Origin of the sequence: Thalassotalea sp. PP2-459 (assembly GCF_001913705.1) — a bacterium.
Taxonomy (GTDB): Bacteria; Pseudomonadota; Gammaproteobacteria; order Enterobacterales; family Alteromonadaceae; genus Thalassotalea_C; species Thalassotalea_C hakodatensis.
In genome coordinates this window covers 24,080-48,772 of record NZ_MKQD01000077.1, presented here as the reverse complement: position 1 = coordinate 48,772, position 24,693 = coordinate 24,080, and the positions used below count along the sequence as shown (strand labels likewise).

The window sequence follows — 24,693 nt, the reverse complement described above, 5'->3', positions numbered from 1 at the left end:
TGTCGGTAATCATACCCCAGTATGTACTAGATGTGATGCCTCAATGATGAAAAAAACACGTTTTTTTGCAACTTTTTTCATGAAAATGTCAAAAAGCGGTTATTTTTGAATTTCTCGCCACGAAATTACCCGATCGTTACCACGAAATAGACCAAAATTTAATAACGCTGCAGGGTTATCATCGTTATTGCCATTATCTTGCCAATCGTATTTTAACCATTCAGGCACTTCATATTCAAACCGTAATACACCTTGTTCACCATTTCTGGGGGCGCTGAAAGTAAATCGGCTTGGCTGTTCAATAAAGTGTCCCGCGGCAAAAGCACCTGAAGTTGCCGCTTCAACATCTGAAGCTGTTAATCCATCTGAATTATCTTCATCAAACAATCGATATTGTCCTTCCCCTAAGCCACCACTAAAAATTGCACCAGAAGCAACTTTATCGTTAGGCGTTGTATTTAATGACGGAGTCGTACAGCTATCACTTGTATTGGTCATAAACTTACCACCATTAAAATATTCAACCGTCATTGCAACGGGTAAGTCTTCGGTTTCAGGGCCATAAGCATTATCCATGACCCATCGACCATAAAGCATTTCACTAACATCGATTGCCAATGCTTTCGCGGTAAAGTTACCCGCATTCGATAACATATCTAAACTTAGTAATTCACTGCCTTCGGGATCGACAAGCTTAATACCGTACCGAAGTTGTTCATAGGGACCATCGATAGTTGTTAGTCGATTAAATTTACCAAGGTCATCACCTAAATGATCGTCATCATTTTCATAAACACCTGATTGCCAACTGCCTTTAAAGTCAGTTAATCGCGTTGTTAAATCCGTTACATTGGCATTTTCAGCAACAAAAGTAATATTCGCCTTAATAAAGTCAAAATTGCTAGTTTTAAGATAATTTTCAGTTTTAACACCCTTTGAATTTTGCGCCTCTATCTGATAATTGAATTTAATTTCTGGTTGAGACATATATGTCATAGCATTACAAAAATTATCTACACCACTACTGATCATCGCAAACTGCGCCGGCACAAATCGCCCGATAGCCGACTGGCCTTGCGCATGATTATTGTTGTTATTGGCATTTTGTACTTCACGAGCAAACAATTTAATTAATCCTACTTCGCTGTATGCCGCACCTTGATCATTGACTGTGCTATTGTATTCCCCTTGAGAAAAAGGCACCGTGACACCGGTATAATTTTCTGCGAGGGTATTTGACACTAACCCTACTACATTTTTAGCAACCAATACTCCCTCATCACCTTCGCTAAATGGCGCTGTTCGCTGTAACGCCAACTCTACATTTTTGTTAAAATTCTTTGTCACATCACCTGATTTATTCACGGCTTTTATCGATAAATTAAACGCTTCACCCGCTTTTTGAATACTTCCCCCGGTATCGCTTGTGTTATCTAGGCTATTTCCGGAAGAAGTAGAGGCTGAAATTAAAAACGCATAAGGCCTTACATAAAAAACATCACTGTCTCCAACAAGCGTGATTGCAGGGTTGTCTACAGTAGCGGGAATAGTGTGCTTGGCATATAACGCAATTTCACCTGCATCATCATAGAGGTTATTCGGCAATTGCGCTTGCGAGTTCACATCAAACGTTAAACTGACCGATGTATATTGACTGGGCGTTGCACCGTTGTACTTCGGTATTATGCTATTGCCAATGGCATAGTCCTGCGTGCCATTGGTTGTATTTGGCGTGATAGCTTTCATGGCGAAATCAATATCTCTAACGCCTGGGGTATCAAAATATCCTTGGCATACCCCTTTATTATCTTTCACTGCTTGAATAAAGATTCTCGAGTTTCCAGCAGAAAGCATTGGTTCGCCAGCAACTTCAATGTTATTGAAGCCGGTAATTTTAAAGCCCGCGTTACTAAACGTGATTTCACAATCATTTGGATTATTACTATTACATACGTATCCGTTGCTAGCTGCAATACTGGCATTATTAATTGATAACGTCGCCGTCTCTGCGACTTGAAAAGGTAAATCAACCGTGGTGCTGCCAATAAAACTGACCGTTTGAGTCACGGCATGTGAACTACCTGTAGCAACAAGATCTACATTGACAATATTGCTCGATTCAACACAATTTGCGCCAAAACTATTGGTACAAGCTTTTATTGTGATGGGCTCAGGTTCACATGTTAATCCTGTTCCACTGTGCGTGATTAAGTAATGATCCACATCGGTCAGTGGACAACTCGGGTTGTTATCAATAAGCGTTTGTACTTCCGCGGCAGATAATGCATTTTGAAAAACATGAATGTCATCAATAAGACCATGGAAGAAATATTGATTGGTACCTACACGTTTACTGATCGCTAATGGGTCATTGGTTTGAACTAATGTTGTCGCAGAGAAAGATTTACTAGCAACAACGACACCGTCTTGATATAGCTTTAAACTTGAACCATCAAATACCAAAGCAACATGTACCCAATCACCTAATATTGCAGGTAATGACGACGTAATTTCATGCCTACCATTAACCGTTTCGGCCCGCCCCTTTAAAACACCTCTTTCAGAAAAAATACCCATTTGTGCTCTACCAGATCCACCGCCGTGTACTGATTTGGCCATTATTTGTGTAGTACCATTCCAACTATTCGCCCTAAAATAAGCAGCATAAGTTAAGGTTGAAGAACCGTTTAATAGGTCGTTGTGGGGAATTTCAACGTGATCGTTACGTCCATCAAACTCACCATATCGACATGACGCATTACCAACGGTATTAGCGCCATTATAAGCAGTACCGTTGATGCCATTAATACTGTCAGTAACTAAGCCAGTGCCACCTTGCCACGTTGGCTCTTCCATTTTTAAATGCAACACTTCTTTTGGTTGTGCTGTTGAGCCACAACTGTAAGTAACAAAAGAGTCTCGCTTCAATTCAATATTATCACCCGAAATTGCGCCTAAAATAGTGGCGCTCCTTTCAATTTCAATATCTTCAATGGCATATAAGAGCGCAGTCAGATTAACGTTACGGTTTAACTTTACGCCTTGATAGGCATAAATATGAAATTCACTCGCATTCCCCCCCTGATTTATCGTAGTATTTCTTGGTAACTCCAGCGCATTATTATTTCCATCACCATCTTTAAAAAACAGACGTACTAAGCCACTGCCAATCACTTCAAAATTAAGAGCAACGCCTGAATAGGTTAACTCTTCAATCCAATAATCACCTGGCGTCAAGCGCAAAGTAGCGTTAGCTTTTAATGATAGTGTTTCAATGCGATATTCAGAATAGTTAGATGAAAAATTTAACGTGCCATCTCTTTCTATTTCGACTTCTTCAAAGTTATTGCCATTGATAGTTCTCGTACTATTTCGTGAGACACTGAAATCTCGGCTACTTGATGTTGTTTTAAATCGAGACTCGACAATTTTAGTGGTTGGTGAACCTGAAGCTGAACATTGCCCATAGATATCACAAGAAGAATTATTACTTGAATGCATAATCCTTGCTGTAGCGAGAAGGTTATCAGGATTATTGATAATTTTACTATCACGATAAAAATGTATTTGGCCATTATTTGTGTGGCTCGTTAAACCATCGACAAATGTTGAATTACAAGAAAAGTCAAAAGGTTTAGTATTGACACATAAACCATGTGTATCCATATCGGTTATATCTTCAGCATCAAAATCAAATTCACCTTCACCATATACCGCTAGCGCTCCGCCAACTGAAATAGCGCCATTAATATCAAAGTCATTCCCACCCAAACTTCCTATTACAGCAGAACCAGCCACATAAATATTCGCATTAATTTTAACATCGTCGGCAATCGTTAAGGCTCCAGTTACAACAATTAAAATATTGCTTGGTACTCCTGATAAGTTAACTTCAGAACCAACAGGAATTGTCGCGTTTCCGTCAATGTAAATAACCGCTGTACCTGCTCCAGAAAATGTCAGCCCTTCACTGTCAGTAAGTCCCCAACTAGAATAATAATAAACCCCATCGGTTACGGTGGTTAGATTAAACGCGCCGTTATTGGGTAAACCGGTTACAGAAGGGGGGGTAAAGGTCGGTATAGTAACGCTCTTGCACTTATTGCTATTACATTCACTATCGTCACCATATGAAAAAAATTGTTTACTGCCGTTCACAGCAAATGAATGATCTTGCTGAGGAAAAATCTCTGAACAATCTATTGCATTAGCAACCACTGAACAACATAACAAAATGGTAGCAGCAAATACCTTAATATACATATGTTCCTTGACACGGTTTCGCACATGATTAGTTAAAAGGTACTCTGATGTTATCGAATTGACAAGTAACAGCTTGTATTTATAAAAATAATATTAATTTCAATTGCGACAGCAACACAAAAAGAAAAAAACCCGCATGTGCGGGGAAGATTTTCATGAAACATCGGGTTACGAATAACAATGTTCTCATAAACAACATCGTTATGTGTAAAAGCGGTAATCAATCTAGTAACGTACTAACTTACGAGACACTATAAAAACAAGACCTAGCGCAATTAAAAGTAATGACGCTGGTTCAGGTACATCAACTGATGGGGTGTCAACTAACGATTCCCTTACATAAAAGGTATCAGCAAAATCAAGATAAAAAGGAATTAGCCCCGCTTCGTTTCGCTCACTGGCAATTATACCAATAAGGAAATCACTTGTAGTGACAACGTCTTGATCTAATATATTCTGATTCAGACCAGTAAAAACGGAATTAAAATACTCTACAGCGTGGATATAACCTGTCGCATTTCCCTGAGCATCTTTAATGGTAAAAGCATCTAAAGTTAATACCTGATGAATAAACACCAATTGTTCTAACGTAGCATACGTCCAGTTTTGTTGAACTTCAGGCGCGTATAATGTGTTTGTTCCCCAAGTTTCTGCATTTACTGGTGAAACCCATGCATAATCCCACCCATTTGCTGAAACATAGTGAATATTTTCAGAGGCTGATGATAACTGATCGACCGCGTTAGTATAATCATGACTATCAAGTTCAGACTGCGTTAAATTAGTGATCAGCGTTGCCTGTGAAGCACTAGTTAAACATATCGATAATAATATTAGGCTAAAAAAACTTTTCATTAATACCACCTCTATTTAATGAGAAGACTCACAAAACGTGTAATCTTGAGCTTTTACAATCAAATTACATGCCAATAATATATTTTTCATTATTTTCAATATATTGATGAAAAATTTAACGGTGAAAAATTTAATACTGTAAAGAAATCCTACAATATTGTGTTACAGGAGTGTTATAAACTACGTGCCTGTACTTCTATCGTTCGAGATGTCACAACATCATCAACAGCGCAGCTTCCCGTGCTAGTTAATCGGTAATAACGCACACCAGAAACTTCAATATTGTCTTCACACGTTGTATTTATCACTTGGCAATTTTGAAAACCATCGACAGAATCAATCCGTGGCGCAGGCCCAAAAGATGTGCAACGTTGTGCAGGGTTGTTTAATGGGAAGAGTTTATTTAGTTGCCATTGCATTCCTGTTTGAGCGGCATGAAAAGCGCGAGTGCCAAGCACTTCATAAACCACAGTATTGCTACTTGTGCGCAGCATTTTAACAAGTGCTACGCCAAGTAAACTCATGACAACAATAACGAAAATAGCGATCACAAGCGCACTGCCTCGTAGTTGCTTTCTATTCATTGTATTTTTTCCTGATACGCTATGGAACATTTGGCACCTGTATCTCATTACTAAACAATGCTTGTTCATCATTTTCTTTAAATAACAGCGAAATACGCACTAACGCGTTTCGTTGTAAACTTGCTGGTATCACTTCAATAATTGACGATGCTGTGTCTATACCTTCAGCGATTGTCACACTATTACGCTGTAAAGTACCTGTGCTTGTTAAGCAAATTTGAGTGTTATTGCCAATAAAATAAACGCGCTTAGTGGGTGAATCGGTAGTAAATATCACGTTAGTAGCAAAGTTTACCCGCCAGGGTATTATTGAGTCATCAATGGTAGTGAAGCTTTGTACTTTACCAGAAGCTACATTCGTATCTGATTGATGTGTAGGGTACACAATCACTTTATCTGCGTTTGCAATATCTCTCACTTCAAATGGTACAACTTCTATAGCGTTTTTTGGTGACTCTGGCGATACAGGAATATCAATATAAGTCGTTACGCCCCATATCGGCATGAAGGTTAAGCACGTTGAGCTACCAGCATTTGTCACACGTAAAGAGTTTGGTAATGCTTGTCGCACTTCTCTATTTAGTCGTTCAATTGCAAATCGCGCACCACTAACTAACTTATCTCGAGCAGTAGATTCGGCGTAAATATTACTGCCAAATTGCAAAAAGTTACTAACACCTACCGCCAATATCCCCAGGATTACAATAACCGTAATTAACTCAATCAAGGTAAAACCACGCGCTTGACGTATAGAACTTTGAGAGAACATCAGTGGTTTGTCCGGTAGGTTGAAAACGTAAGTTCGTAACCTGTTGGCGTTGTTACGGTCACCGTGATAAGTTTTGCCGTATTGCGATTATCATCAGTATCACCTTCTTCATAAGTAACACCATTATAGTCACTATCATTGCCTACTTTGACCGATAAGGTATAGCCTAAATAATCAAGAGCATTTTCTTGAGAATCTTCAATTTCACCGACGTTATAAATTAAGCCATGGTAATCATCGACATCATCAAATTGCTTACGTTCATTAGCTTCTTCATTTCCCATGCTTGTGCTGCATGCAGCAATACCTGTTTCACCACAGCGTAATCGGCCTCCAGACTTATCGCTATTTTCATCAAATGCTTTTTGCTGAATTTCATTGAGCATTGATTGTGCTAATTCAGCACCTCGTATTTGATGCAATACACTCGCACTTTGCTCAGTCGCGGGGTATAACAAACTAGTTAAAACGGCAAATGAAATAGAAAGCACCACCATACCAACAATGGTTTCGATTAACGTAAAGCCTTTACTCTTAACCTTCATAAATAAAGCCTTCTATATTTACCAATACTTTTACGGTTTTTTCGCTGCCTTGTATCTGTATTTCACAAGGTGCGGTACAATTGTTCGGCCGTCCCATCTTATCAAATTGAATATCTGCTCCGCTAAAAGCTACCTCATGATTTGCATCTATTTGAACACTCGTAGGGCCATCTTCTTTGGTTAAGTCATATCGTGCATCATCCTGCCAATTACTCGCATGACAATTATTCGAGGTACTAAGATCTGTTGCTAATAACCCAATAGTTTTCGCTTGCACTTTTACCGTATGGCAATGTTCATCCGTTGCTTGTTGCATTGCGCGCATTTGCACAGCACGCAAGGTTGTGATGATTTCATCTTGATAGGTCATTTCTTCATAACCGTTGCTAGTAAACCATTTAGGTACAATCGTTACCGCAACAATCGCTAAAATAATAATCGTAACCACCATTTCAATGGTGGTAAACCCTTGTAACGGGCGATGTGGAGTCGTTATCATGGGCAAGGGTTCATGCCCACTTTAGCTTTAGATGTATCGGTAGCCGCTAGATAAAACACGATACAGTCTTCATTAATGTTATTAGGTACTGCTTGGCCTTTTGGATAAATGATAAACCGAGTACTATCAGTAGTGGCAGTGTGTGTAAACTCATCGCGATCATAGGTAATTATTTTTTGCCATTCACTATCTGAGCCAAGTGGATAACCATAACTCACCGCAACCATTTGACCATCGAGGGTTACGCGCGGGAATGCTAATGCAGTATTTGCATTCGGTGCAAACGGTAATTGGTGATTACCTGCAACCACTGACTTTCCATGTACTCGTGCCATCCCTCCTTCAATCGAAGCCTTTATCGCTTCTAGGGTTGTTGTTTTTGCATTACCGGAAAAGTCGATATACTTAGGCACAGCAATTGACGCTAAAATACCAACGACAATGATCACCACAATCAATTCTATTAAGGTAAAGCCGTTTTTATGCATTAGTGTGTAACCCCAAGTGTATTGCTATCAACTTTCTATAACACTTCAATCATAATGAATATTCTTCAATAAATACAACTCTTAGGTAAAAATCGTTAAAAAGTTGAAATAAAATCACTTTCTACTTAATCTGCGTTTAACGCAACTTAACTCTTCACCTTATGGCTCGCTTTAACCAAATCTCGTTTTTCTTACTGTTCGGTTATTTTGTTATTGGTATGCCATTTATTATGGAGACGTCCGGTGGTAGTGGTTTAGCCTATTCATTCAATGTGTTAGCGTGGTTTTGCATGCTGTTAACCATAGCTTTAGCGTTATTTAAAGCGTCTACTGAGAAAACATTTGCCATATCATGGTTTGAATATAGTTTATTAGCGGTTTTATTGTGTTTATTGATACCTTTCTTTTATGGTGCAGATTACCGTGACTTTGCCATTCCCCGATTTTTAGGTGCTTGTGTTGCTATCGCTTTTATTATTGCGCTGCATCAATTTGATATTTGGCGGAACAAAAAGCATTTACTTTTAGGGTTAATTTTATTAGCTGTTAGCATTCAAGCCGCGGTTGGACTCTTTCAATTAAGTCTCACTGAATATTTTGCGCCACTTCATTTTGATCCTCAACGTGATCGTGTTTATGGTCTATTTTATCAGCCGAATGTCATGGCAAGTTTTATCGCAACGGGTTTCGCTATCTGCTGTTATTTCATGGCAACACGGCAATTATTAGCAAAAAAATGGCTCGTACTACTTTTAATTCTACTCGCAATTTTTACGGTTTTACTGACCGATTTATTATCATTAACGGGCAGATACGGCGCAATGACTGCGCTCATTTGTATTACCCCCTTACTCATAAAACGTTCAATTAAACGTACGTTGGCTTGCTATGTTGTTATCGCTGTGGCTGTACTGACGACGCTTTATATCAATAAGCACACTGATGAACCCAGTTATATAAAGGATGAACAACGCAGCGTTAATGTCAGAGAAACTATTTACAGCGTTAGTTTAAAACTCTGGCTCACTGAGCCGTTAACAGGAATTGGATATGGCCACTTTGAGCGCGAATACCTCGACTTTCACAACCAATTAAAAAAAGAACAGCCAGCAATAGCTGAACCCTTAATTAATCTAAGCCATCCGCATAATGAGCCACTGTTATGGATTGTTGAAGGCGGTGTTATACCACTGATTGGGTTTTTATTATTGATAGGCTTATTTGTTCGATTAATGGTTAGCAGTAAAAACACCTATCAAGCCGTTGCTTGTTTAGGGCTGTTAATGCCTATTGCTTTGCATACGCAAACAGAGCTACCTTTTTATAGCTCGACGCCTCATTTGTTAGTATTTGCAATGCTCATTGTGTATGTTTCTAAAAAACTACTAACAGATACCGCAATTACCACTAATGAAGGTAGAGCTATATCCTCCTTTAAGCGTAACGGTTACAAAGCCTATACAGTAATATGGCATAGCAGCGCAAAATTAACGGCAATACTGATTACAGTGATCTCAACAACTTTTTTACTAACCACACTACACACCAATTATATTGTCACGCAATACCAAAAATCTTCGGTGCAAACGTTAGATAAGTTAGCAGCAATTATTAATCCACTACCTTGGCGAAGTAAAATTGAGGCACTTGTCTTTCATAATATGCTGTATTCAGGCGTAAAACATAAAGACATTAAAAAAGTAATTGCTTTTGCTAGCTGGGCGGAAAAAAGAGTAAAGCGAAAACCGAGAAAAGCATTATATGAACAGCTTTTGTTTTGTTATCAAATTAGTGGAGATGAAAAAAACTATCAACGTGCGCTCCAAGAAGCAAAAGCGACCTACCCATTAGTTAATAGCTGGTCTATCACAGCTAAAAATTATAATGAATCATAAATACTGATTGTTTTATTGGTATAAAAAAAACCGAGCCATACGGCTCGGTTTTTTGTAGTTCTATTACGTTTAAGTTAACACTTATCTAGATCAACTGCGGTAATACTAGGACGTGTCGTAGCATTACTAGGCTGTGTGTAAGTCACACGACAATTGACTTGGTCATTTGACTCTAAATGAAAAAATGCTCCGCCGCTGAAACTAATAGAATCATCGACATCTACTAGCTTGATGATTTCAGCTGTCTCCGGCCAACCGTATTCTAGGTCTACGGATGAGCCCGCTACAGTAATTGAATCACCTGTAGATATGGCTCCTTCAACTAATGCCTTAGCGTGAACCAAATCAGCGGCAGAATTAACTGAGCCTTGTACACCTTGCATCACTGACGCTTTTGCATCCCCAGTTAGGTCGATAAATTTAGGCGCAGCTGTTGCCGCTAAAATACCTAAAATGACAATCACCACAACAAGTTCGATTAAGGTAAAACCTTTAACATTTGATAATTTTTTCATAGTAAATCCCCGAACGGTTATTAATTATTTATTGTTATTGCAACCGCACTGTTTGCAGGTTGATATGTAAAGTAGTTAGCAACGTTATTGATGTTAGTAACATCGTAATCGCCATTAGTGTCTTTCGCAATGGTTTCTTTCAAGTAATAAAAACACGAACTTGCAGCACCTGTACCGGTTTTTGCTACATAATATTGCATACTAGTGTCGCTATTTAAGGTACCAGGAACATCCGTTACTTTAGGTGGTTGCTGTAAAATACTGTTCCAAACGTCAACACAATTTGCAGCATCAAAACCACCACCTAGACTTGCACCATCATTGCTCACAGCCGTAGAACCCACCACATAACCAGGGCGAATACCGGCAGCTTCTGTGGTTAATAGCACTTCTGTTCCGTCATAAGTGACCACATTACGGCCACCAGTATCTTGTTCTCGACCTAACGCTTCCCATTGCGCTCTCGCCAGCGATATTCCCGTTGCAAAGCCGCCGGCCATACCTTCAATATTGGCTTCTTTAGCACGATCGGTTAAATCTAAAAACTTAGGTATTGCTGTTACCGCAAGAAAACCCAAAATTACAACAACGATAACCAGTTCAATCAATGTGAAACCTGATTGCTTTTTCATATGACACAACCTCAATTAAGATCTTAAAATTATTCTAACAACGTTTTAACTAATAAGTCACTGGTTTATATTTACTAATGATTATTAACATTGACGCCTTTTTATTTTATTACCATTACCTGACTCACTGTACCTGTTTGCAGGGCATAGTCAAAGTATTCTCCGCTAGCAAGTTGATACCGACAACTTCTTTGCAAGGTCGGCTTTTCTCTAAACCTTTCAATAGCAGCGACAGGTTGGTTCATAAAAGTTAACGGTGATTGCATAACAACTTGCCAAATCTTGCCACAATTATTGTTAACCTGCTGAAAGTCAACCCAGCCTTTCCCATTTACAGAAATCGTCATATCTTCTTTCTTAATAGTAACAACACTTGGTTGATTTTCCATAAACCATTGCGCTCTTATCGACATTACTCTTGTAGCAAACGTTGATGCTGCGGTTTCAAAGCTAACTTTAGTAAAGCGTTGTTCTTGCTTAAAGAAATAATAAATAAATACTGACATTAAGCAAGCCACTAACGTAATAATAATAATATTTTCACTGAGCGATTTTTCTCGGCTATTTGACTGCTCTTGCTGTGTCATTTTTACCCCTTAAACGCAGACATCATATCCCACATTGGTGTAAATATACCTAAAGCTAAAATGAGCACCATGGCCGCAACAACCGCTATCAAAATAGGTTCGATTTTAGCGGTTAACGTACTTAATTCGTAATCAACTTCACGTTCATAATATTCCGCTACCTCTTGCAATAGCTCATCAACTCGGCCAGTTTCTTCACCAACAGCGACCATCTGTAATACTAACGGGGTAAACAACTCACTCGCTATTGCTGAACGCAGTAAACTTTCTCCACTCTCGATTGCGGTACGCATTGCAACTATTTTCTTGCCCATATAGCTGTTATCAACAGCTTCTGATACTAATGATAGACCTGTAGTCATCGGCACACCAGCTTTTAGTACAATGGCAAAACTATGTGAAAAGCGTGCAAGTATCGAACGTTCAATAATAGAGCCAACAATTGGCAAGCGTGTTTTGATACGATCCCAGCGATATTGGCCATCAGTGGTTTTTAAATAACTTCGCGTGCCAAAAAAGCTAAGCACACACACAATGAGCATATGCGGCCAATATGTTAAGAAAAAAGCCGAACTATTAATTAACGCTTTAGTTGCCCAAGGTAACTCGGCACCTAACTTAGAAAACATATCAGCAAAGGTTGGAATAACAAAAATATTTAAAATAACAATGGCAATAACAATCGCAATGATCACAAAAGACGGATAACGTAAGGCCGTTTTAATGCGTTTTCTCGTCTCTTGTTCACGTTCAAAATAACTGGCTAATTTCGCAAAGGCTTGTTCAAGTTGTCCGGTATTTTCACCTACGTGAACCAAAGAAATAAACAGTGGCGTAAAAATTCTCGGGTGATGGTTTAACGCAGAAGAAAGCGCATACCCCCCTTCTAACTGTGATGCTATCTCGACTAACGCTTTTTTTAACTGTTTGTTCGTGCTGGAATCTGCCATGCCATTGATAGCACGTAAAATGGGAACCCCTGAACGAACTAAGGCATACATCTGGCGACAAAACACGATCAAATCATCTAACGATACAGGTGAAGAACCAAATATTTGCGCCAAATCCAACTGATTATTGGCATCACCTGATTTGTTTTTACTTGGCTCAATGGCGATTGGAATTATTTGCTGGCGATTTAGCTGCTCGGCTACAGCCGTAGCATTAGCGGCTTCAATTGACCCCTTTACCTGGGTGCCGCTGCTATTTCTACCAATATAATCAAATGCCGCCATATCTTGTTACTCGCTCACATCAACCATTTCAACAAGGCGTAACACTTCTTCAACGGTCGTTATTCCTTGGGCGGCATAATCAAAAGCAGCCATCGCTAAAGGAATAAACCTAGGGTGTGCTTTTGCTTGCTCAGTAAACATTTCAGCATCATCTCTTTTTAATGCCGCCATCATCGGTTCATTCATTTCTAACAATTCAAATACACCAATTCTGCCTTTATAGCCTGTATATTGACACGATTGGCAACCTGTCCCTTGTTTATAACTTGCTTGTGTGGCTTTCTCTCCTGCTAAGTGGGATAACCACATTTTTTCTTGGCTGGTTGGTTCATGCTCACTTGCACAACTTTCACATACGCGTCGTACCAACCGCTGGGCAATAATCGCACGTAAAGAGCTACCCACTAAAAAACCTGCTGCGCCCATATCTATCAATCTTAATGCGCTAGTTATAGCATCATTAGTATGTAAAGTTGATAGCACCAAGTGACCTGTTAATGCGCCTCGTAAACCAATTTCAACGGTTTCATGATCACGCATCTCACCCACCATGATAATATCAGGATCTTGGCGTAATGCCGTACGCAACACCCCTGAAAAGCTTAAATTTATTTTACTGTTAACTTGTACCTGATTAATACGTGGTAAACGATATTCTACGGGATCTTCAACCGTGATTATTTTTTTAGATGACTGGTTTAGTTCACTTAACGCACCATATAATGTAGTTGTTTTACCGCTACCTGTGGGGCCAGTAACCAACACCATGCCGTGCGGACGGGTTATTTGATGTCGTACCCGTGCAACTAGCTCAGCAGGCATACCCGTTTCATCAAGCGACAGTAAACCTGCTGATTGATCTAACAAACGCATAACCACTGACTCGCCATGTTGAACCGGCATTGTCGACATACGCACATCAATGCTATGACCTTTAATTTTTAAGTTAAAACGGCCATCTTGTGGTAAACGCTTTTCTGAAATATCTAACCCTGCCATGAGTTTTAACCGTAAGACCATGGCGGAGGCTATTTTATTTTCTTTTAATACATTTTCTTGCAACACACCATCAATACGTTGGCGAATACGTAAAAGGTTTTCATCCGGCTCTATATGGATATCTGATGCACGCATTTGCACGGCATCTTCAAATACTGATTGTAATAACTTCCCTACGGTTGCATCACCGCCCTCATCGACAAACGAAGTCGTTAAATCGAATTCAGAAGATTGATCGTATTCTTCTTCTAATTGGCTAGCGAAAGATTCTATATCCGCTGTACGGCGATATAAACCATCAAAAGCTTGGTATAGTTGCGATTCCATCACAACGGCAAGCTTTATACTGCGCGGCGAAAGCATATCTTCAAGCTGATCTAAACCACCTAAATCAGCAGGATCACTCATGCCTACAAGTACTGCATCACCTTGATCTTCAATGATGAGTGCTCTTAAACGTCGGGCATGTACTTCTGGTAATAATTTTGCGACTTCAGTCGGAATTCTACGCTGACTAATATCTAAAAATGGCACATCAAGTTGTTGTGCAAGAAATTCTAGAAGTTGTCTTTCTCCTAAATAACCTAATTCAATTAAGGTATCACCAAGTTTTCTACCCGTTGATTTTTGACTATTTAGTGCTTGCATTAATTGTTCATTAGTAATGATATGCTCATGAACAAGCAAATCACCAAGTCGCATTTTTAATTTAGGGGCAGCCATAGTGTTATTCTCCTAACTCTGTCAGTCGTTGACGAATAAACTGACGAGTACTTTCAGATATATCATTCGTTTGTTGAGTTTGACGGTACGCACTTTTCGCTAAGTTAAATTCGCCTTGGCTATCTAATGCAACGGCATATCCTAGCCACCACTTTCCTTGAGCAGGCTGTAGTTGAGTAAGGCGTAAATACGCTGCTGCGGATTTTTTATGATCGCCCACTTGCTGAGTTAACGATGCCAAAAGCGATTGAAATTCAACATTATCGACCTTGGCAAGCGGCAGCAAACTTGCAATAGCATTTGAAAGCATGCCTTGCTTAATATAAATACGTGCTTGCATTATCCTAAAATCAGGGTTTTGCGGTGCGAGTGAAATCCCTTGAAACAACACATTTAAAGCCGCACGATAATCTTGTCGGCCAAACCAGAGTGCAGCAAGCTGTTTTCTGCTTGAATGATGTGTTGGTTGTATTAATAAAATTTCTTCTAGAAGTTGTTCCGCTTGTTTGATCTCACTTCGTTCTATGGCTTGTTGAGCTGCATTTGTTTTTTGATCAACGAGTTCTTTCGGCGTTAACTGTTTACGTGCAATTGAAAGTGTTGGTTTACTGTCAGTTTTTGAGCTCACGTGTTGTTGAGCCGTATCATTCTCTTGTTGCTTAACTGTATTGTTAGTTGTTGTAGGTTGCTGCCTGTGTACCTGTTCATTGCTATTGTTCGATGGCACATTTTTCTGTATTGATAAAGCAATTTGTTGGTTTTCGTTTTGTTGTTCGGTAACCTGCGAACTTGTATTTTCATCAACTCGATTTACAGACTGTTTAACTACCGTATTTTGGCGTTCAGTATCAATCGAACGTTGAAGGGAAGACTCCTTAATGCTGGCCGCCGGTGACTTTACTTGATGTTCAAGCTGTTCACTTGCAATGTTAGTCGTTGAAGTTATATTTTGCTGAGCTTTTAATTGTTGATTTTCTTGGTATTGCCACCAAATAATTAAGGCAAAAACATTAATTAAAACCAAACTAAGCAGTATAAGTAACCATGTTTTTTTTGGCTGACGTTGAGTAGCAAATATGTGCTGCCTTTCGTTATTTATTAATTCATCACCTTGGCGCTGATCTAAATCTTTTAGCATTTGGTTAATTACACTCACAGCATTTCTCCAAGGAAGTACCACCCTATCAATAACATACTCAATAGCACACCGCTAGCAAACCAGCCATTAACCCTTACTGCTTTTTCAACTGTTGCTTCTGTATCTTTTACGGCAAGTTTAAGATGTGTTTTAGTCAATTGGTAGGTTCCTTGTCCATAGCTTAACATCAGCATTTTATGGCATAAAATATTGACTAGCCTCGGAATGCCTTCTGTAACTTTTGCGATCTGTTGACATAAATTTTTATCAAACAACTGCGCACCTTTATAGCCAGCAATATGCATACGATGATCAATATACTGTGCAACTTCTTCACCAGTCATAGCTCGTAAACCATATGAAAAAGTGATGCGTTGCTTTAATTGTCTAAACCTTGTTTCATTTAATCGCTGATCAAGTTCAGGTTGCGCAAATAACACCACTTGCAGTAATTTTCGTGTTTCTGTTTCTAAGTTGGTAAAAAGCCTTAATGCTTCTAAGCTTTCAGCCGGCAACGCCTGTGCTTCATCCAAAATGAGTACCACTGAATGACCTTGACTGTGTAATGTTAGAAGTCGTTCCTGAATACGTTGCGTTAACAGTTGCACCGACATTCTTTGAGCTTGTTTAACACCTAACTCTACCGCGACTGCTCGTCGAAGCTCATCTGGTTGTAAGTACGGGTTAGGTATATAAGCTGTTACAAAATGCTCTGGTATTTCATTCAATAACTTACGACATAGCAGTGTTTTTCCTGTACCAACCTCACCAATAACCTTGATGAAGCCTTCACCTGTCTTTAACGCTGTCAGCAATACTTCAAAGGCTTCATAGTGCGGTGCAATCCCCAAATAAAAGTTAGTATTTGGGGTTAGGGTAAACGGTAATTCACGTAAACCAAAATGATAAAGATACATATAAATGCCTAAGGCGCTTATTGCGTGTCTTCTTCAGGAAACCATTGTTTCAATAATTGTCGAGCATCTTCTAATTGGCTTTTCCAAGTATCTTGACCAGTCACTATCGGTTTCAACATCAGTACCAGCTCTTTCTTCTGGGTACTTTGACTTTTGCTTTTAAACAGTTCACCCATCAATGGAATATCACCTAGTAACGGTGTTTTAGACTCCATATCAATTTTAGTGGTTTCTATAAGACCACCAATAACGATAATTTCACCTGACTTTGCCCTAACGACAGTATCTGATTCTCTAACGCTACTTTGCGCCAGAGGTAACACATAATCTTGACCATCTAAGCGTATGGTTTTTGTTTTCTCTTGTACTGTTGTCACCGATGGGTGAACATGAAGAATAACTTCGCCATTAGCATCTATTTGCGGTGTAACGTCTAGCGCTATACCTGAGAAAAAGGGCGTTAATTCTATTTCTGGCGTGGTAGTGGTAGCAGTACCGGTTGTAGTCGTTGATGAAACTTCAGTGACAAAAAACTCATCATCACCAACTTTTATCACCGCCTTTTGGTTATTCGTTGCCGTAATACGAGGGCTAGAAAGCACTTGTACATTCCCTTGTGTCGATAGTAACCGTAATACCCCTGAAAAATCAGTGTTCTTAAAGAAGCTAATGCCAGTAACACCACCGATAGTGTTTGAAATAGCATTACCTTCGATATTTCCAGTGGTACTAAAACCAATTGCGGTTTCGTTAAAACCACGATGTAAGCTACCAAGGATGCTTTCCCATTCTATCCCTTGTTGGTAATCATCATTTAAGGTGACTTCCAATATTTTTGCTTCAATAATCACTTGTCGACGCAATAATTCTTGCGTACCGGTTAAAAAACGCTTAATTGCTTTGATATCTTTCGGATATGCTCGCACTGTCACTAAACCTGACTGAGGAGATACCACCACTGAGCTTTCTGAGTTGTCACTTGCGCCGATTAAATTTTCTAAATTTTCTTCAAGTTCTTTCCAAAAATCTGATTTATTCTCAGTGTATACGTTGGTGCCATTAACATTCATTTGTGCCGATTGATTATTTTGACCACCGTTACCATTTTGATTTTGTCGGTTATTGTTGTTCGAGTTATTGTTGCCATTATTTTGACCACCGTTATTACTATCAGCATTACCAACACCACCTGAATTAACACTCATGGTAGAAAAACCACCACGAGTAATAAATAAATAATCTAATGGTATTGTTTCAGTACGAATACCTGCCGGGTAAATCTGAATAACTTGGCCTGTTTGGTGAATTTCATAACCATATAATTGCTCTACAACATCGAGCGCTTCATTCAGTGTGACATCTTTTAAATTTAAGGTAATTGCTCCGGTCACGCCTGGATGCACAGCAACACTATAACTAGAATCTTCTACCAACGCGGCAAAAAATGCTTGCGCATCAACACCACTCGCACCAATATCTAATCGCTTCTCAGATAATAAGCCTTGCCTTGCTTGATTCATACTCTGTTGCATTAAGTCTTGCTGCACCGCCGATGGAAGACTCGCAAGGGGTTTAGGTGCTTTAGTATTCTCTGCAGAAGCAATTGCTTTATCTAATTCGTCGGTAATATGTTTGGGTTGTGGTGGAACAGATTGACAACTCGCTAAGAAGATTGTCATTGCACCTAGTAACAAACTTTTTGAAGGCTGATTCATAGTTAATTATCTTTTTTCTTTGAATTGTCGACAACGGACGAGAACAATGACAGCTTTATATTTTTCTCATCAGACGAAAGTAATACGTAACGCGGTGTAACCTTAGTCAATCGGTATTGATTTAGCTTATCACCTTGTTTTAACAAGGTACCATTAATAACAACGTTAAATTGTTTACCTGATTGCACAATGCTTTGAAGCACAAGTTCAGCGTTAGCTTGCTGTTGTTCACTGGCAACTTCTTGCTTTAATAGTGGTTTTGTTGGGTCATTAGATTGCCCAAGGCTAACAAAAGAAACGAGCACTAAACTTAACAATACTTTATACACCTAAAAACTCCTTATTCGTGCTTAAGCTATACATCGTTATTGTTAATTCACCCTTAGGGTACGCCATTAACTGATAATCAAATGTTTGCCAGAAGAACTTCCATTTCAGTTTTTCTAAAGCTGCTATATAGTCTTTTAGTGCGAAATAATCTCCGGATAATGTTAATTTAACACCATGTTTATACAATGATAATGATTGTACCGGTAAAGGTTGTTCAGCAACGTTTTTCTTTTCAGTTTCAGGAGTTAACTCCATAGGCTCTGCGGCAAAAACATCGAACGATGTTAACGAAACAGCTTTTTTTGATGACAATAGATCAATAAGTGCATGCCGCATTTGAATGGGGTTAATAAGATCTGACGCCAATAAACTAAGCTGTTGATCAACTTCACTCATTTGTAATTGATATTGGCTCAGCTGTTTGCGGATCGCATCATTAGGATCTGTCTTTAATGCCTCAGCAAGCACATCAACCGTCATTTGTGTTGATTGAATATCAGCTACATTTTGTTGATGCTGTTTAGTAAGCTTTTCAATTTGTAGTAAATTATCGTCAATGAACATACTAAATATAATGAAGATAATCGCAATCAAGCCAGTTAGGATGATCAAGTATTGTTCTCGAGGTGTGATCTGCAAGAACTTATCAGCATATATTTGCCAACGTTGCTTCATCTTATTGCTCCTTGCCTGTCTGTTGACGAGAACTTATGACAAACTCCGTTAGCTTTTGATCATTTTCTTGTAAGGTGAAGTGACTAAAAACATGCCCAGAAAGAAACGTTGATTGCTCAAATGCCGCTAACCACAAAGGTACACTTTCTGGCGTATGTGCTACCCCGGAAAAGCGAATATAATTCCCTGAAATTGTCACCTGCTTTAAGCTAATATCGCGATGATGATATTGCGATAACTCAGTCATTGCCGCTGAAAATCCAGCAGCATGTGTGGAAGAGGTATCCGTTAACTGCTGATGCAATAATTGTTTATTTTTAAACAGTAATTTAACGGTTGCTAATTGTTCTACCAGGGCTGTATCAGCTTTGTTTGATGCTACTTGACTTTCGAGCGTCATTTGCTGAGTAACTATAGCTTCTTTTGCTAATGTTGATTTCGCTACTTGCTTTTTACTGTCATTAAGCTGATAGTGCGACCACGTTAGCCACAAAAGCATGGCAATAAATACAAACACCCATAAGGATACGACACGGGCTAACGTCCACGTAGGCTGTTTAGCAATAAGTTCAGGTTGTAATAAATTTATCGAATACTTAGCCATCGACAACCTCAGACATTGCTTGAATACGTGTTGCTCCTAAACTAGCCGCGTAGGTACGATATGGTTCAAAACCTTCTGGCATAGTAAATAAATTGACCGCAACATTAGCATTTTCAGCTAAACACCGTGCTAAATAAGCTTCGTTTTCAATGGGCACTAACACCTCAATACTTTTTATTGGTGCTTGTTTCATTTGTCGCTCAAAGTAATCCATAGAACGCTGAATTTCTAAACTCAATGAGTCAATCGTACCAAAACTAAGTTCTTGTTCTGTTTTCTCACCAATTTGCGCCATACCTCGAAGTCGTCTTTGAAAGTATAATCGCCCTTGTTTAACAATGAGCAATAACATATCTTCATTAGGTTGTTGGCATAATAGAATTTTAGCGTCATCAATATTCGGCATTAAAGCAGCAAAGGCAAACTCTTCAATAGTAATTGATGCGACACTAAGTTGTTGAGTATTCAATGATGTTAACCACGTTGCTAACATATCTTTCGCCGCACAAATCACATGTATTTTATCACTGTCACTTGACGTTTTAGGTGCATCAAAATAGTCAATCACCATATTCTCTGGAGGAATTGACACTAAATCTTTGATTTGCCATTTTAACGCACTGTTGATTTCTTCTTCCGGCAAAGCAGGTTTATCAATTTGTACCACTTGGTTATGTTTCGAAGACAAAACTAAATGGCACTGACCACTTGGTTTATATTTTTGATGCACACGAGTAAATGCCGAATTGAAATCGCCATCTGTTAGCTCTATTAACTTACAACGCGCATTAAGACTATGATCTAAAGAACATAGATGAATAGAGCGCTGTTGTAGACTAAGCCCAACGATACTGCTTGATCCGCGAGGTTTAAATACTTGTTGAATCCGTGACGCTAGTGACATTTAATTGATATTATTGTTGTTTATAAGAGTCGCCATGTTTTTCATTATCACTTATTCGTATATATCCGCAAGTTTTTTAGTTAATATTTCATTATTAAACATTTATAGTCTCTCTAAATGTTGTGAAATAGCCCGCAACCACACCAACAAAGTATATACTTATCGTCATCATGATATCTTCTGCTAATTTACCTTCTCCTGTTCAAGTCATTGAACATCCGTTATTCACAAAACATAAACTGACTGTTTACGTAAAACGCGATGATCTTATTCACCCCGTTGTGTCGGGTAATAAATGGCGGAAGTTAAACTATAATTTACAGCACGCAAAATCTTTAGGTTATCGTGGCGCTCTCAGTTTTGGTGGCGGATATTCAAATCACCTTCATGCACTCGCTTATGCTTGTCAGCAACAACAAATACATGCAATTGGCATGGTACGTGGTGAACAGCATTATGAAACCAATGCAACGCTGACGCAGGCCAAGCAATGGGGTATGACTTTAGATTTTATTGATCGAAAAACCTACAAGTTACGCCACGATGAAACCTACTTAGCAGACTTAAAATCACGTTACCCTGACCATTTTATTATTCCTGAGGGTGGCAGTAATTCTCTTGCTTTAAAAGGTGTCAGCGAATTATGTGATGAGCTAAATAGCCAAGTTGAATTTGATACGATTATTACCCCAGTTGGAAGTGCAGGCACGATTTCAGGAATAGTTGCAGGGGACAAACAACAACATAATATTCTCGGTATTGCGGTATTAAAACAAGCAGAGTATTTACATGAACACATTCAATCACTGCTGCAGTCACATCATTGTAACGCACAAAACTGGCAACTATTCACGAATTTTCATGGTGGAGGGTATGCAAAGTTTTGTGCTGAAGATTTATCAAAAATGTGTGAATTTAGCCAGTTAACGCAATTACCGTTAGAGCCCATTTATTCAGGAAAAATGATCTTAGCGCTATTAACGTTGATCGAGCAAGGCTTTTTCCCTGCTGGCCACCGCATTGTGATATTACATACAGGCGGGCTACAAGGTTTGCACGGACTTATTGAGCAAAAAAAAATTAAGGCTGATGAATGGCTTTTGCCACCTGCGACATAGGCTCAGTAAAGTAGTGTCCTTGTCCGCCGTTCACGCCTAATTTTTTTAACGTTCGCCACTCTTCAGCGCATTCGACACCAAAGGCGTAAATGTCAACTTGTTGAGATTGGCAGATTTTTACTAGACTTTTCACGAAAATTTGATTTTCAGAACGCTGATGAATATTAATAACAATACTGGCATGAAGCTTAATCGCACTGATTGGACATTCCTTTAAGTAATCAACACTTTCAATATATTGTCCAACCTTGTCAATAAATAACCGGATCCCAAGTGACTGTAACTGTGATAATACAGGCTTTAGCTGTAAATACTCATTGACTAAATGATATTCTGATATCTCTACAATCAGTTGTGATGATATTTTTGGATAGCGAACAAGAATTTCTTTAAACTTGCCGAGCAAGTTTTTCGATAACAAACTCTCAATCGATAAATTTAAACTACAACTTTCAGTTAAATGTCGATCGTAATTCAATAAACGGCAGACTTGTGATAACACTAAAAAATCAACCTCTTTAATCACACCACTTTTCACCGCCATTGGTAAAAAGACGCGTGCGTTAATCAATTGCCCGTCTTCATCACGCACTTTGGCCAATACTTCATGATGTAAAGATTTTTCGTTGGTTGCAGCAAGTACGGGTTGAAAAAATAACACAAAGGCATTTCTTGCAATGGCTTTTTCCAAAAAAGTTCTCCATTGTAATGAACCTTTAGCACGCACATGTTCCACCTCACCAGGTTCAAACATAAACCATTGAGAAGGGCCTTGTAATTGCGCTGATCGTAGCGCCATATCAGCTTCAGATTTAATTTGATAGCTATTCTCAGCTTGAGAAAAATAGCTTACACCGATATGCACAAAAGAATCTCGTTCTACGCCTATCGGTAAGGCTATACTTGATAAGGTTTTGATCATGCGTTGCGCTAATTGTTCTGCTTCAGTGATATAAACACCTGGCGCTATCAACGCAAGTTCATAGGTACCTCGGCGTGTTAAATAACAACCCGATAATTTATGTAGCAACATATTAATACTGGCGATCACCTGATTGAAAATTTGCGTTACCGCTGTTCTCCCATGAAGCGTATAAACAAGTTCGCCTTCATTAAAATGAATAAAGTAAACAGCTCCTTGTATACCTTCTTCTTTAAGTAACGCATCAAGACGATGATCAAAAAATTCTCTATTGCCAAGCCCAGTATCTTCATCGAGTAATATTTTACTTCTAATACCTTTATCAATCATGCTGTCAATATTATCAACATCACGACCTTTAGTGACTAATCGGTTTACCATTCGAGCAATAACGTCTTGCCCAACTAAATCTTGATACTCATGGCAAATATTGGCTAAGTACGCCCAATTTTCTACAACGAGATATCTTTTATATTTAGGTATGACTTTTTTATGTAGAAGGTAGATAGTAACGATGATCGCCAAAAGAACGAACGTGAGCAAGCTCGCAAGTAATATTTGATTATTAAACCAAAGTAATAGCGATGCCCCAGTGATAATGACTGTTATCAGGTACAATAAAGACAATAATACCACTGGTGAAGATGATGTTAGCTTGACCATTAACCTTGATGTGTTTGTAGATTCTAATCAAAGTGTAGCTAAAATTATGCAATCAACACTGATTGGCTAAAATAAAAGTAAAAAAAAACGCTGTAACCTAAGTTACAGCGTTTTCATATAAAGCTAAGTTGTAATTACGCTTCAGCGATAACAACAACTTTAATGCTTGAATCTACATCTGTGTGCAAGTGAATAGCGATATCGAACTCACCTGTTTCACGGATTGAACCGTGTGGTAAACGTACTTCAGCTTTAACAACTTCAACACCCGCTTCAGTGATCGCATCAGCGATGTCACGAGTACCAATTGAACCGAATAATTTACCTTCGTCACCAGCTTTAGAAGCGATTGTTACTTCAGCAAGTTCTACTAATTTAGCAGCACGTGCTTCTGCAGCAGCTAAGTCATCCGCTAATTTCTTTTCTAAATCAGCACGACGAGCTTCAAAGTGCTCAACGTTTGCTTTAGATGCGAAAACAGCTTTACCTTGAGGTAATAAGAAGTTACGTGCATAACCAGACTTAACAGTTACCTTGTCACCAAGGCCGCCTAATTTGGCGATTTTATCAAGAAGAATTACTTCCATTTTCAAAACCCCTTATTAGGTTACTTGTGTAAATCAGTATACGGTAATAATGCTAAGTAACGAGCACGCTTGATCGCACGACCAAGTTGACGTTGATATTTAGCACTTGTACCAGTGATACGGCTAGGAACGATTTTACCACTTTCAGTGATATAATTTTTTAACGTAGCGATATCTTTATAATCAATTTCGCTAGCGCCTTCCGCTGAAAAGCGGCAAAACTTACGACGTCTAAAAAAACGAGACATGGATTTCTCCTAATTTATCTTTTCTATTTGCGAGGCATGCAGTACGAGAATTGGGTTACCATTTCTTGATTCATGACGGTTGATAAAACCAGTCACTTTAACTACATCTCTTGCAATGAACTCACGCGTTATGTGGGTTAATTCACCTGTTGCCACTACCTGTATTCGAACAAACGCTTGACGATTTAAGCCAGCTTCTTGTTGCATTGAGCGATGATCAATTGAAAATTGGCAATGCTCTATACCTGCAGGACTTGTTGAAAAACTAGGTTTTTTCACCAGT

The 24,693-nt window shown here is 38.9% G+C and carries 25 protein-coding genes; 2 read left to right on the top strand and 23 right to left on the bottom strand.

Annotated elements, in window-relative coordinates; all coding sequences use genetic code 11:
- Positions 1-99 precede the first annotated feature (99 nt).
- The 7 genes from BI291_RS16700 to BI291_RS16670 all read right to left on the bottom strand — a co-directional run bounded on the left by BI291_RS16700 (position 100) and on the right by BI291_RS16670 (position 8,003).
- The gene (locus BI291_RS16700; protein WP_074500288.1) at positions 100-4,263 is read right to left on the bottom strand and encodes a LamG domain-containing protein; all 4,164 of its coding nucleotides are present in this window, start codon (positions 4,261-4,263) and stop codon (positions 100-102) included.
- Between the two features lie 225 nt (positions 4,264-4,488).
- Positions 4,489-5,118 carry a PEP-CTERM sorting domain-containing protein gene (locus BI291_RS16695; protein ID WP_074500285.1) on the bottom strand — a complete coding sequence of 210 codons (630 nt, stop codon included), beginning with the start codon at positions 5,116-5,118 and terminating at the stop codon, positions 4,489-4,491.
- Positions 5,119-5,291: 173 nt separating this feature from the next.
- Positions 5,292-5,702: a pilus assembly PilX N-terminal domain-containing protein gene (locus tag BI291_RS16690; RefSeq protein WP_074500282.1), complete on the bottom strand. Its 411-nt coding sequence runs from the start codon at positions 5,700-5,702 to the stop codon at positions 5,292-5,294.
- Between the two features lie 19 nt (positions 5,703-5,721).
- The gene (locus BI291_RS16685; RefSeq protein WP_074500279.1) at positions 5,722-6,471 is read right to left on the bottom strand and encodes a type II secretion system protein; all 750 of its coding nucleotides are present in this window, start codon (positions 6,469-6,471) and stop codon (positions 5,722-5,724) included.
- Complete coding sequence (locus BI291_RS16680; protein ID WP_074500277.1) at positions 6,471-7,016, bottom strand: type II secretion system protein; 546 nt, start codon at positions 7,014-7,016, stop codon at positions 6,471-6,473. Before BI291_RS16680 ends, BI291_RS16685 begins: the two co-directional genes overlap by 1 nt.
- Complete coding sequence (locus BI291_RS16675; protein ID WP_074500274.1) at positions 7,006-7,515, bottom strand: type II secretion system protein; 510 nt, start codon at positions 7,513-7,515, stop codon at positions 7,006-7,008. The genes BI291_RS16680 and BI291_RS16675 overlap by 11 nt, the downstream gene beginning before the upstream one ends.
- Positions 7,512-8,003, bottom strand: coding sequence for a prepilin-type N-terminal cleavage/methylation domain-containing protein (locus BI291_RS16670; RefSeq protein ID WP_074500272.1), 492 nt, complete (start codon positions 8,001-8,003; stop codon positions 7,512-7,514). The genes BI291_RS16675 and BI291_RS16670 overlap by 4 nt, the downstream gene beginning before the upstream one ends.
- 161 nt (positions 8,004-8,164) lie before the next feature.
- On the opposite strand from BI291_RS16670, the gene BI291_RS16665 reads away from it, so the two are divergent.
- Positions 8,165-9,898, top strand: a complete 1,734-nt coding sequence (locus tag BI291_RS16665) for a PglL family O-oligosaccharyltransferase (protein ID WP_074500265.1) — start codon at positions 8,165-8,167, stop codon at positions 9,896-9,898.
- A 74-nt stretch (positions 9,899-9,972) separates the two neighbouring features.
- On the opposite strand, the gene BI291_RS18710 is transcribed toward BI291_RS16665, so the two are convergent.
- The 12 genes from BI291_RS18710 to BI291_RS16605 all read right to left on the bottom strand — a co-directional run bounded on the left by BI291_RS18710 (position 9,973) and on the right by BI291_RS16605 (position 20,872).
- On the bottom strand, positions 9,973-10,413 hold the full coding sequence (locus BI291_RS18710) for a type II secretion system protein (protein ID WP_074500263.1): 441 nt from the start codon (positions 10,411-10,413) through the stop codon (positions 9,973-9,975).
- 20 nt (positions 10,414-10,433) lie between these two features.
- A complete protein-coding gene (locus tag BI291_RS18705; protein ID WP_074500261.1) occupies positions 10,434-11,045 on the bottom strand; it encodes a Tfp pilus assembly protein FimT/FimU in 612 nt (203 codons plus the stop codon).
- A gap of 101 nt (positions 11,046-11,146) precedes the next feature.
- On the bottom strand, positions 11,147-11,632 hold the full coding sequence (locus BI291_RS16650; RefSeq protein ID WP_074500258.1) for a hypothetical protein: 486 nt from the start codon (positions 11,630-11,632) through the stop codon (positions 11,147-11,149).
- A gap of 2 nt (positions 11,633-11,634) precedes the next feature.
- The gene (locus tag BI291_RS16645; protein WP_074500255.1) at positions 11,635-12,867 is read right to left on the bottom strand and encodes a type II secretion system F family protein; all 1,233 of its coding nucleotides are present in this window, start codon (positions 12,865-12,867) and stop codon (positions 11,635-11,637) included.
- Between the two features lie 6 nt (positions 12,868-12,873).
- On the bottom strand, positions 12,874-14,589 hold the full coding sequence (locus BI291_RS16640; protein ID WP_074500254.1) for a GspE/PulE family protein: 1,716 nt from the start codon (positions 14,587-14,589) through the stop codon (positions 12,874-12,876).
- Positions 14,590-14,593: 4 nt separating this feature from the next.
- Positions 14,594-15,745 carry a tetratricopeptide repeat protein gene (locus BI291_RS16635; protein ID WP_074500253.1) on the bottom strand — a complete coding sequence of 384 codons (1,152 nt, stop codon included), beginning with the start codon at positions 15,743-15,745 and terminating at the stop codon, positions 14,594-14,596.
- A complete protein-coding gene (locus tag BI291_RS16630; RefSeq protein ID WP_074500252.1) occupies positions 15,742-16,644 on the bottom strand; it encodes an ExeA family protein in 903 nt (300 codons plus the stop codon). Before BI291_RS16630 ends, BI291_RS16635 begins: the two co-directional genes overlap by 4 nt.
- A 17-nt stretch (positions 16,645-16,661) precedes the next feature.
- Positions 16,662-18,359: a pilus (MSHA type) biogenesis protein MshL gene (gene mshL / locus BI291_RS16625; RefSeq protein ID WP_074500250.1), complete on the bottom strand. Its 1,698-nt coding sequence runs from the start codon at positions 18,357-18,359 to the stop codon at positions 16,662-16,664.
- Positions 18,360-18,361: 2 nt separating this feature from the next.
- On the bottom strand, positions 18,362-18,688 hold the full coding sequence (locus BI291_RS16620) for a hypothetical protein (protein ID WP_074500249.1): 327 nt from the start codon (positions 18,686-18,688) through the stop codon (positions 18,362-18,364).
- Positions 18,681-19,364 (bottom strand): hypothetical protein, encoded by a 684-nt coding sequence (locus BI291_RS16615; protein ID WP_074500248.1) that lies wholly within the window; start codon positions 19,362-19,364, stop codon positions 18,681-18,683. Before BI291_RS16615 ends, BI291_RS16620 begins: the two co-directional genes overlap by 8 nt.
- 1 nt (position 19,365) lies before the next feature.
- Positions 19,366-19,968 carry a PilN domain-containing protein gene (locus tag BI291_RS16610; RefSeq protein WP_074500247.1) on the bottom strand — a complete coding sequence of 201 codons (603 nt, stop codon included), beginning with the start codon at positions 19,966-19,968 and terminating at the stop codon, positions 19,366-19,368.
- Positions 19,961-20,872 (bottom strand): hypothetical protein, encoded by a 912-nt coding sequence (locus tag BI291_RS16605; protein ID WP_074500246.1) that lies wholly within the window; start codon positions 20,870-20,872, stop codon positions 19,961-19,963. Before BI291_RS16605 ends, BI291_RS16610 begins: the two co-directional genes overlap by 8 nt.
- Positions 20,873-21,042: 170 nt before the next feature.
- Between BI291_RS16605 and BI291_RS16600 the strand changes: the two genes are divergently transcribed.
- Positions 21,043-21,990 (top strand): 1-aminocyclopropane-1-carboxylate deaminase/D-cysteine desulfhydrase, encoded by a 948-nt coding sequence (locus tag BI291_RS16600; RefSeq protein ID WP_074500245.1) that lies wholly within the window; start codon positions 21,043-21,045, stop codon positions 21,988-21,990.
- Here BI291_RS16600 and BI291_RS16595 read toward each other — a convergent pair.
- From BI291_RS16595 to priB, 4 genes are all read right to left on the bottom strand, one after another.
- On the bottom strand, positions 21,953-23,575 hold the full coding sequence (locus BI291_RS16595; RefSeq protein WP_074500244.1) for an EAL domain-containing protein: 1,623 nt from the start codon (positions 23,573-23,575) through the stop codon (positions 21,953-21,955). The genes BI291_RS16600 and BI291_RS16595 overlap by 38 nt on opposite strands.
- Before the next feature lie 134 nt (positions 23,576-23,709).
- Complete coding sequence (gene rplI / locus BI291_RS16590; protein WP_074500239.1) at positions 23,710-24,162, bottom strand: 50S ribosomal protein L9; 453 nt, start codon at positions 24,160-24,162, stop codon at positions 23,710-23,712.
- Positions 24,163-24,182: 20 nt separating this feature from the next.
- The gene (rpsR, locus tag BI291_RS16585) at positions 24,183-24,410 is read right to left on the bottom strand and encodes a 30S ribosomal protein S18 (protein ID WP_074500237.1); all 228 of its coding nucleotides are present in this window, start codon (positions 24,408-24,410) and stop codon (positions 24,183-24,185) included.
- Positions 24,411-24,419: 9 nt separating this feature from the next.
- The gene (gene priB / locus BI291_RS16580) at positions 24,420-24,689 is read right to left on the bottom strand and encodes a primosomal replication protein N (protein WP_254849607.1); all 270 of its coding nucleotides are present in this window, start codon (positions 24,687-24,689) and stop codon (positions 24,420-24,422) included.
- Between the last annotated feature and the right edge of the window lie 4 nt (positions 24,690-24,693).

Coding starts and splice junctions, on each gene's coding strand:
- BI291_RS16650 (WP_074500258.1), bottom strand. CDS start 11,632: ATGACACAGCAAGAGCAGTCAAATAGCCGAGAAAAATCGCTCAGTGAA.
- BI291_RS16675 (WP_074500274.1), bottom strand. CDS start 7,515: ATGATAACGACTCCACATCGCCCGTTACAAGGGTTTACCACCATTGAA.
- BI291_RS16685 (WP_074500279.1), bottom strand. CDS start 6,471: ATGTTCTCTCAAAGTTCTATACGTCAAGCGCGTGGTTTTACCTTGATT.
- BI291_RS16690 (WP_074500282.1), bottom strand. CDS start 5,702: ATGAATAGAAAGCAACTACGAGGCAGTGCGCTTGTGATCGCTATTTTC.
- BI291_RS16595 (WP_074500244.1), bottom strand. CDS start 23,575: ATGGTCAAGCTAACATCATCTTCACCAGTGGTATTATTGTCTTTATTG.
- BI291_RS16615 (WP_074500248.1), bottom strand. CDS start 19,364: ATGAAGCAACGTTGGCAAATATATGCTGATAAGTTCTTGCAGATCACA.
- BI291_RS16610 (WP_074500247.1), bottom strand. CDS start 19,968: ATGGCTAAGTATTCGATAAATTTATTACAACCTGAACTTATTGCTAAA.
- BI291_RS16630 (WP_074500252.1), bottom strand. CDS start 16,644: ATGTATCTTTATCATTTTGGTTTACGTGAATTACCGTTTACCCTAACC.
- BI291_RS16700 (WP_074500288.1), bottom strand. CDS start 4,263: ATGTATATTAAGGTATTTGCTGCTACCATTTTGTTATGTTGTTCAGTG.
- rplI (WP_074500239.1), bottom strand. CDS start 24,162: ATGGAAGTAATTCTTCTTGATAAAATCGCCAAATTAGGCGGCCTTGGT.
- rpsR (WP_074500237.1), bottom strand. CDS start 24,410: ATGTCTCGTTTTTTTAGACGTCGTAAGTTTTGCCGCTTTTCAGCGGAA.
- BI291_RS16695 (WP_074500285.1), bottom strand. CDS start 5,118: ATGAAAAGTTTTTTTAGCCTAATATTATTATCGATATGTTTAACTAGT.
- BI291_RS16600 (WP_074500245.1), top strand. CDS start 21,043: ATGATATCTTCTGCTAATTTACCTTCTCCTGTTCAAGTCATTGAACAT.
- BI291_RS18710 (WP_074500263.1), bottom strand. CDS start 10,413: ATGAAAAAATTATCAAATGTTAAAGGTTTTACCTTAATCGAACTTGTT.
- BI291_RS16640 (WP_074500254.1), bottom strand. CDS start 14,589: ATGGCTGCCCCTAAATTAAAAATGCGACTTGGTGATTTGCTTGTTCAT.
- BI291_RS16645 (WP_074500255.1), bottom strand. CDS start 12,867: ATGGCGGCATTTGATTATATTGGTAGAAATAGCAGCGGCACCCAGGTA.
- BI291_RS18705 (WP_074500261.1), bottom strand. CDS start 11,045: ATGAAAAAGCAATCAGGTTTCACATTGATTGAACTGGTTATCGTTGTT.
- BI291_RS16605 (WP_074500246.1), bottom strand. CDS start 20,872: ATGTCACTAGCGTCACGGATTCAACAAGTATTTAAACCTCGCGGATCA.
- BI291_RS16665 (WP_074500265.1), top strand. CDS start 8,165: ATGGCTCGCTTTAACCAAATCTCGTTTTTCTTACTGTTCGGTTATTTT.
- BI291_RS16680 (WP_074500277.1), bottom strand. CDS start 7,016: ATGAAGGTTAAGAGTAAAGGCTTTACGTTAATCGAAACCATTGTTGGT.
- BI291_RS16670 (WP_074500272.1), bottom strand. CDS start 8,003: ATGCATAAAAACGGCTTTACCTTAATAGAATTGATTGTGGTGATCATT.
- mshL (WP_074500250.1), bottom strand. CDS start 18,359: ATGAATCAGCCTTCAAAAAGTTTGTTACTAGGTGCAATGACAATCTTC.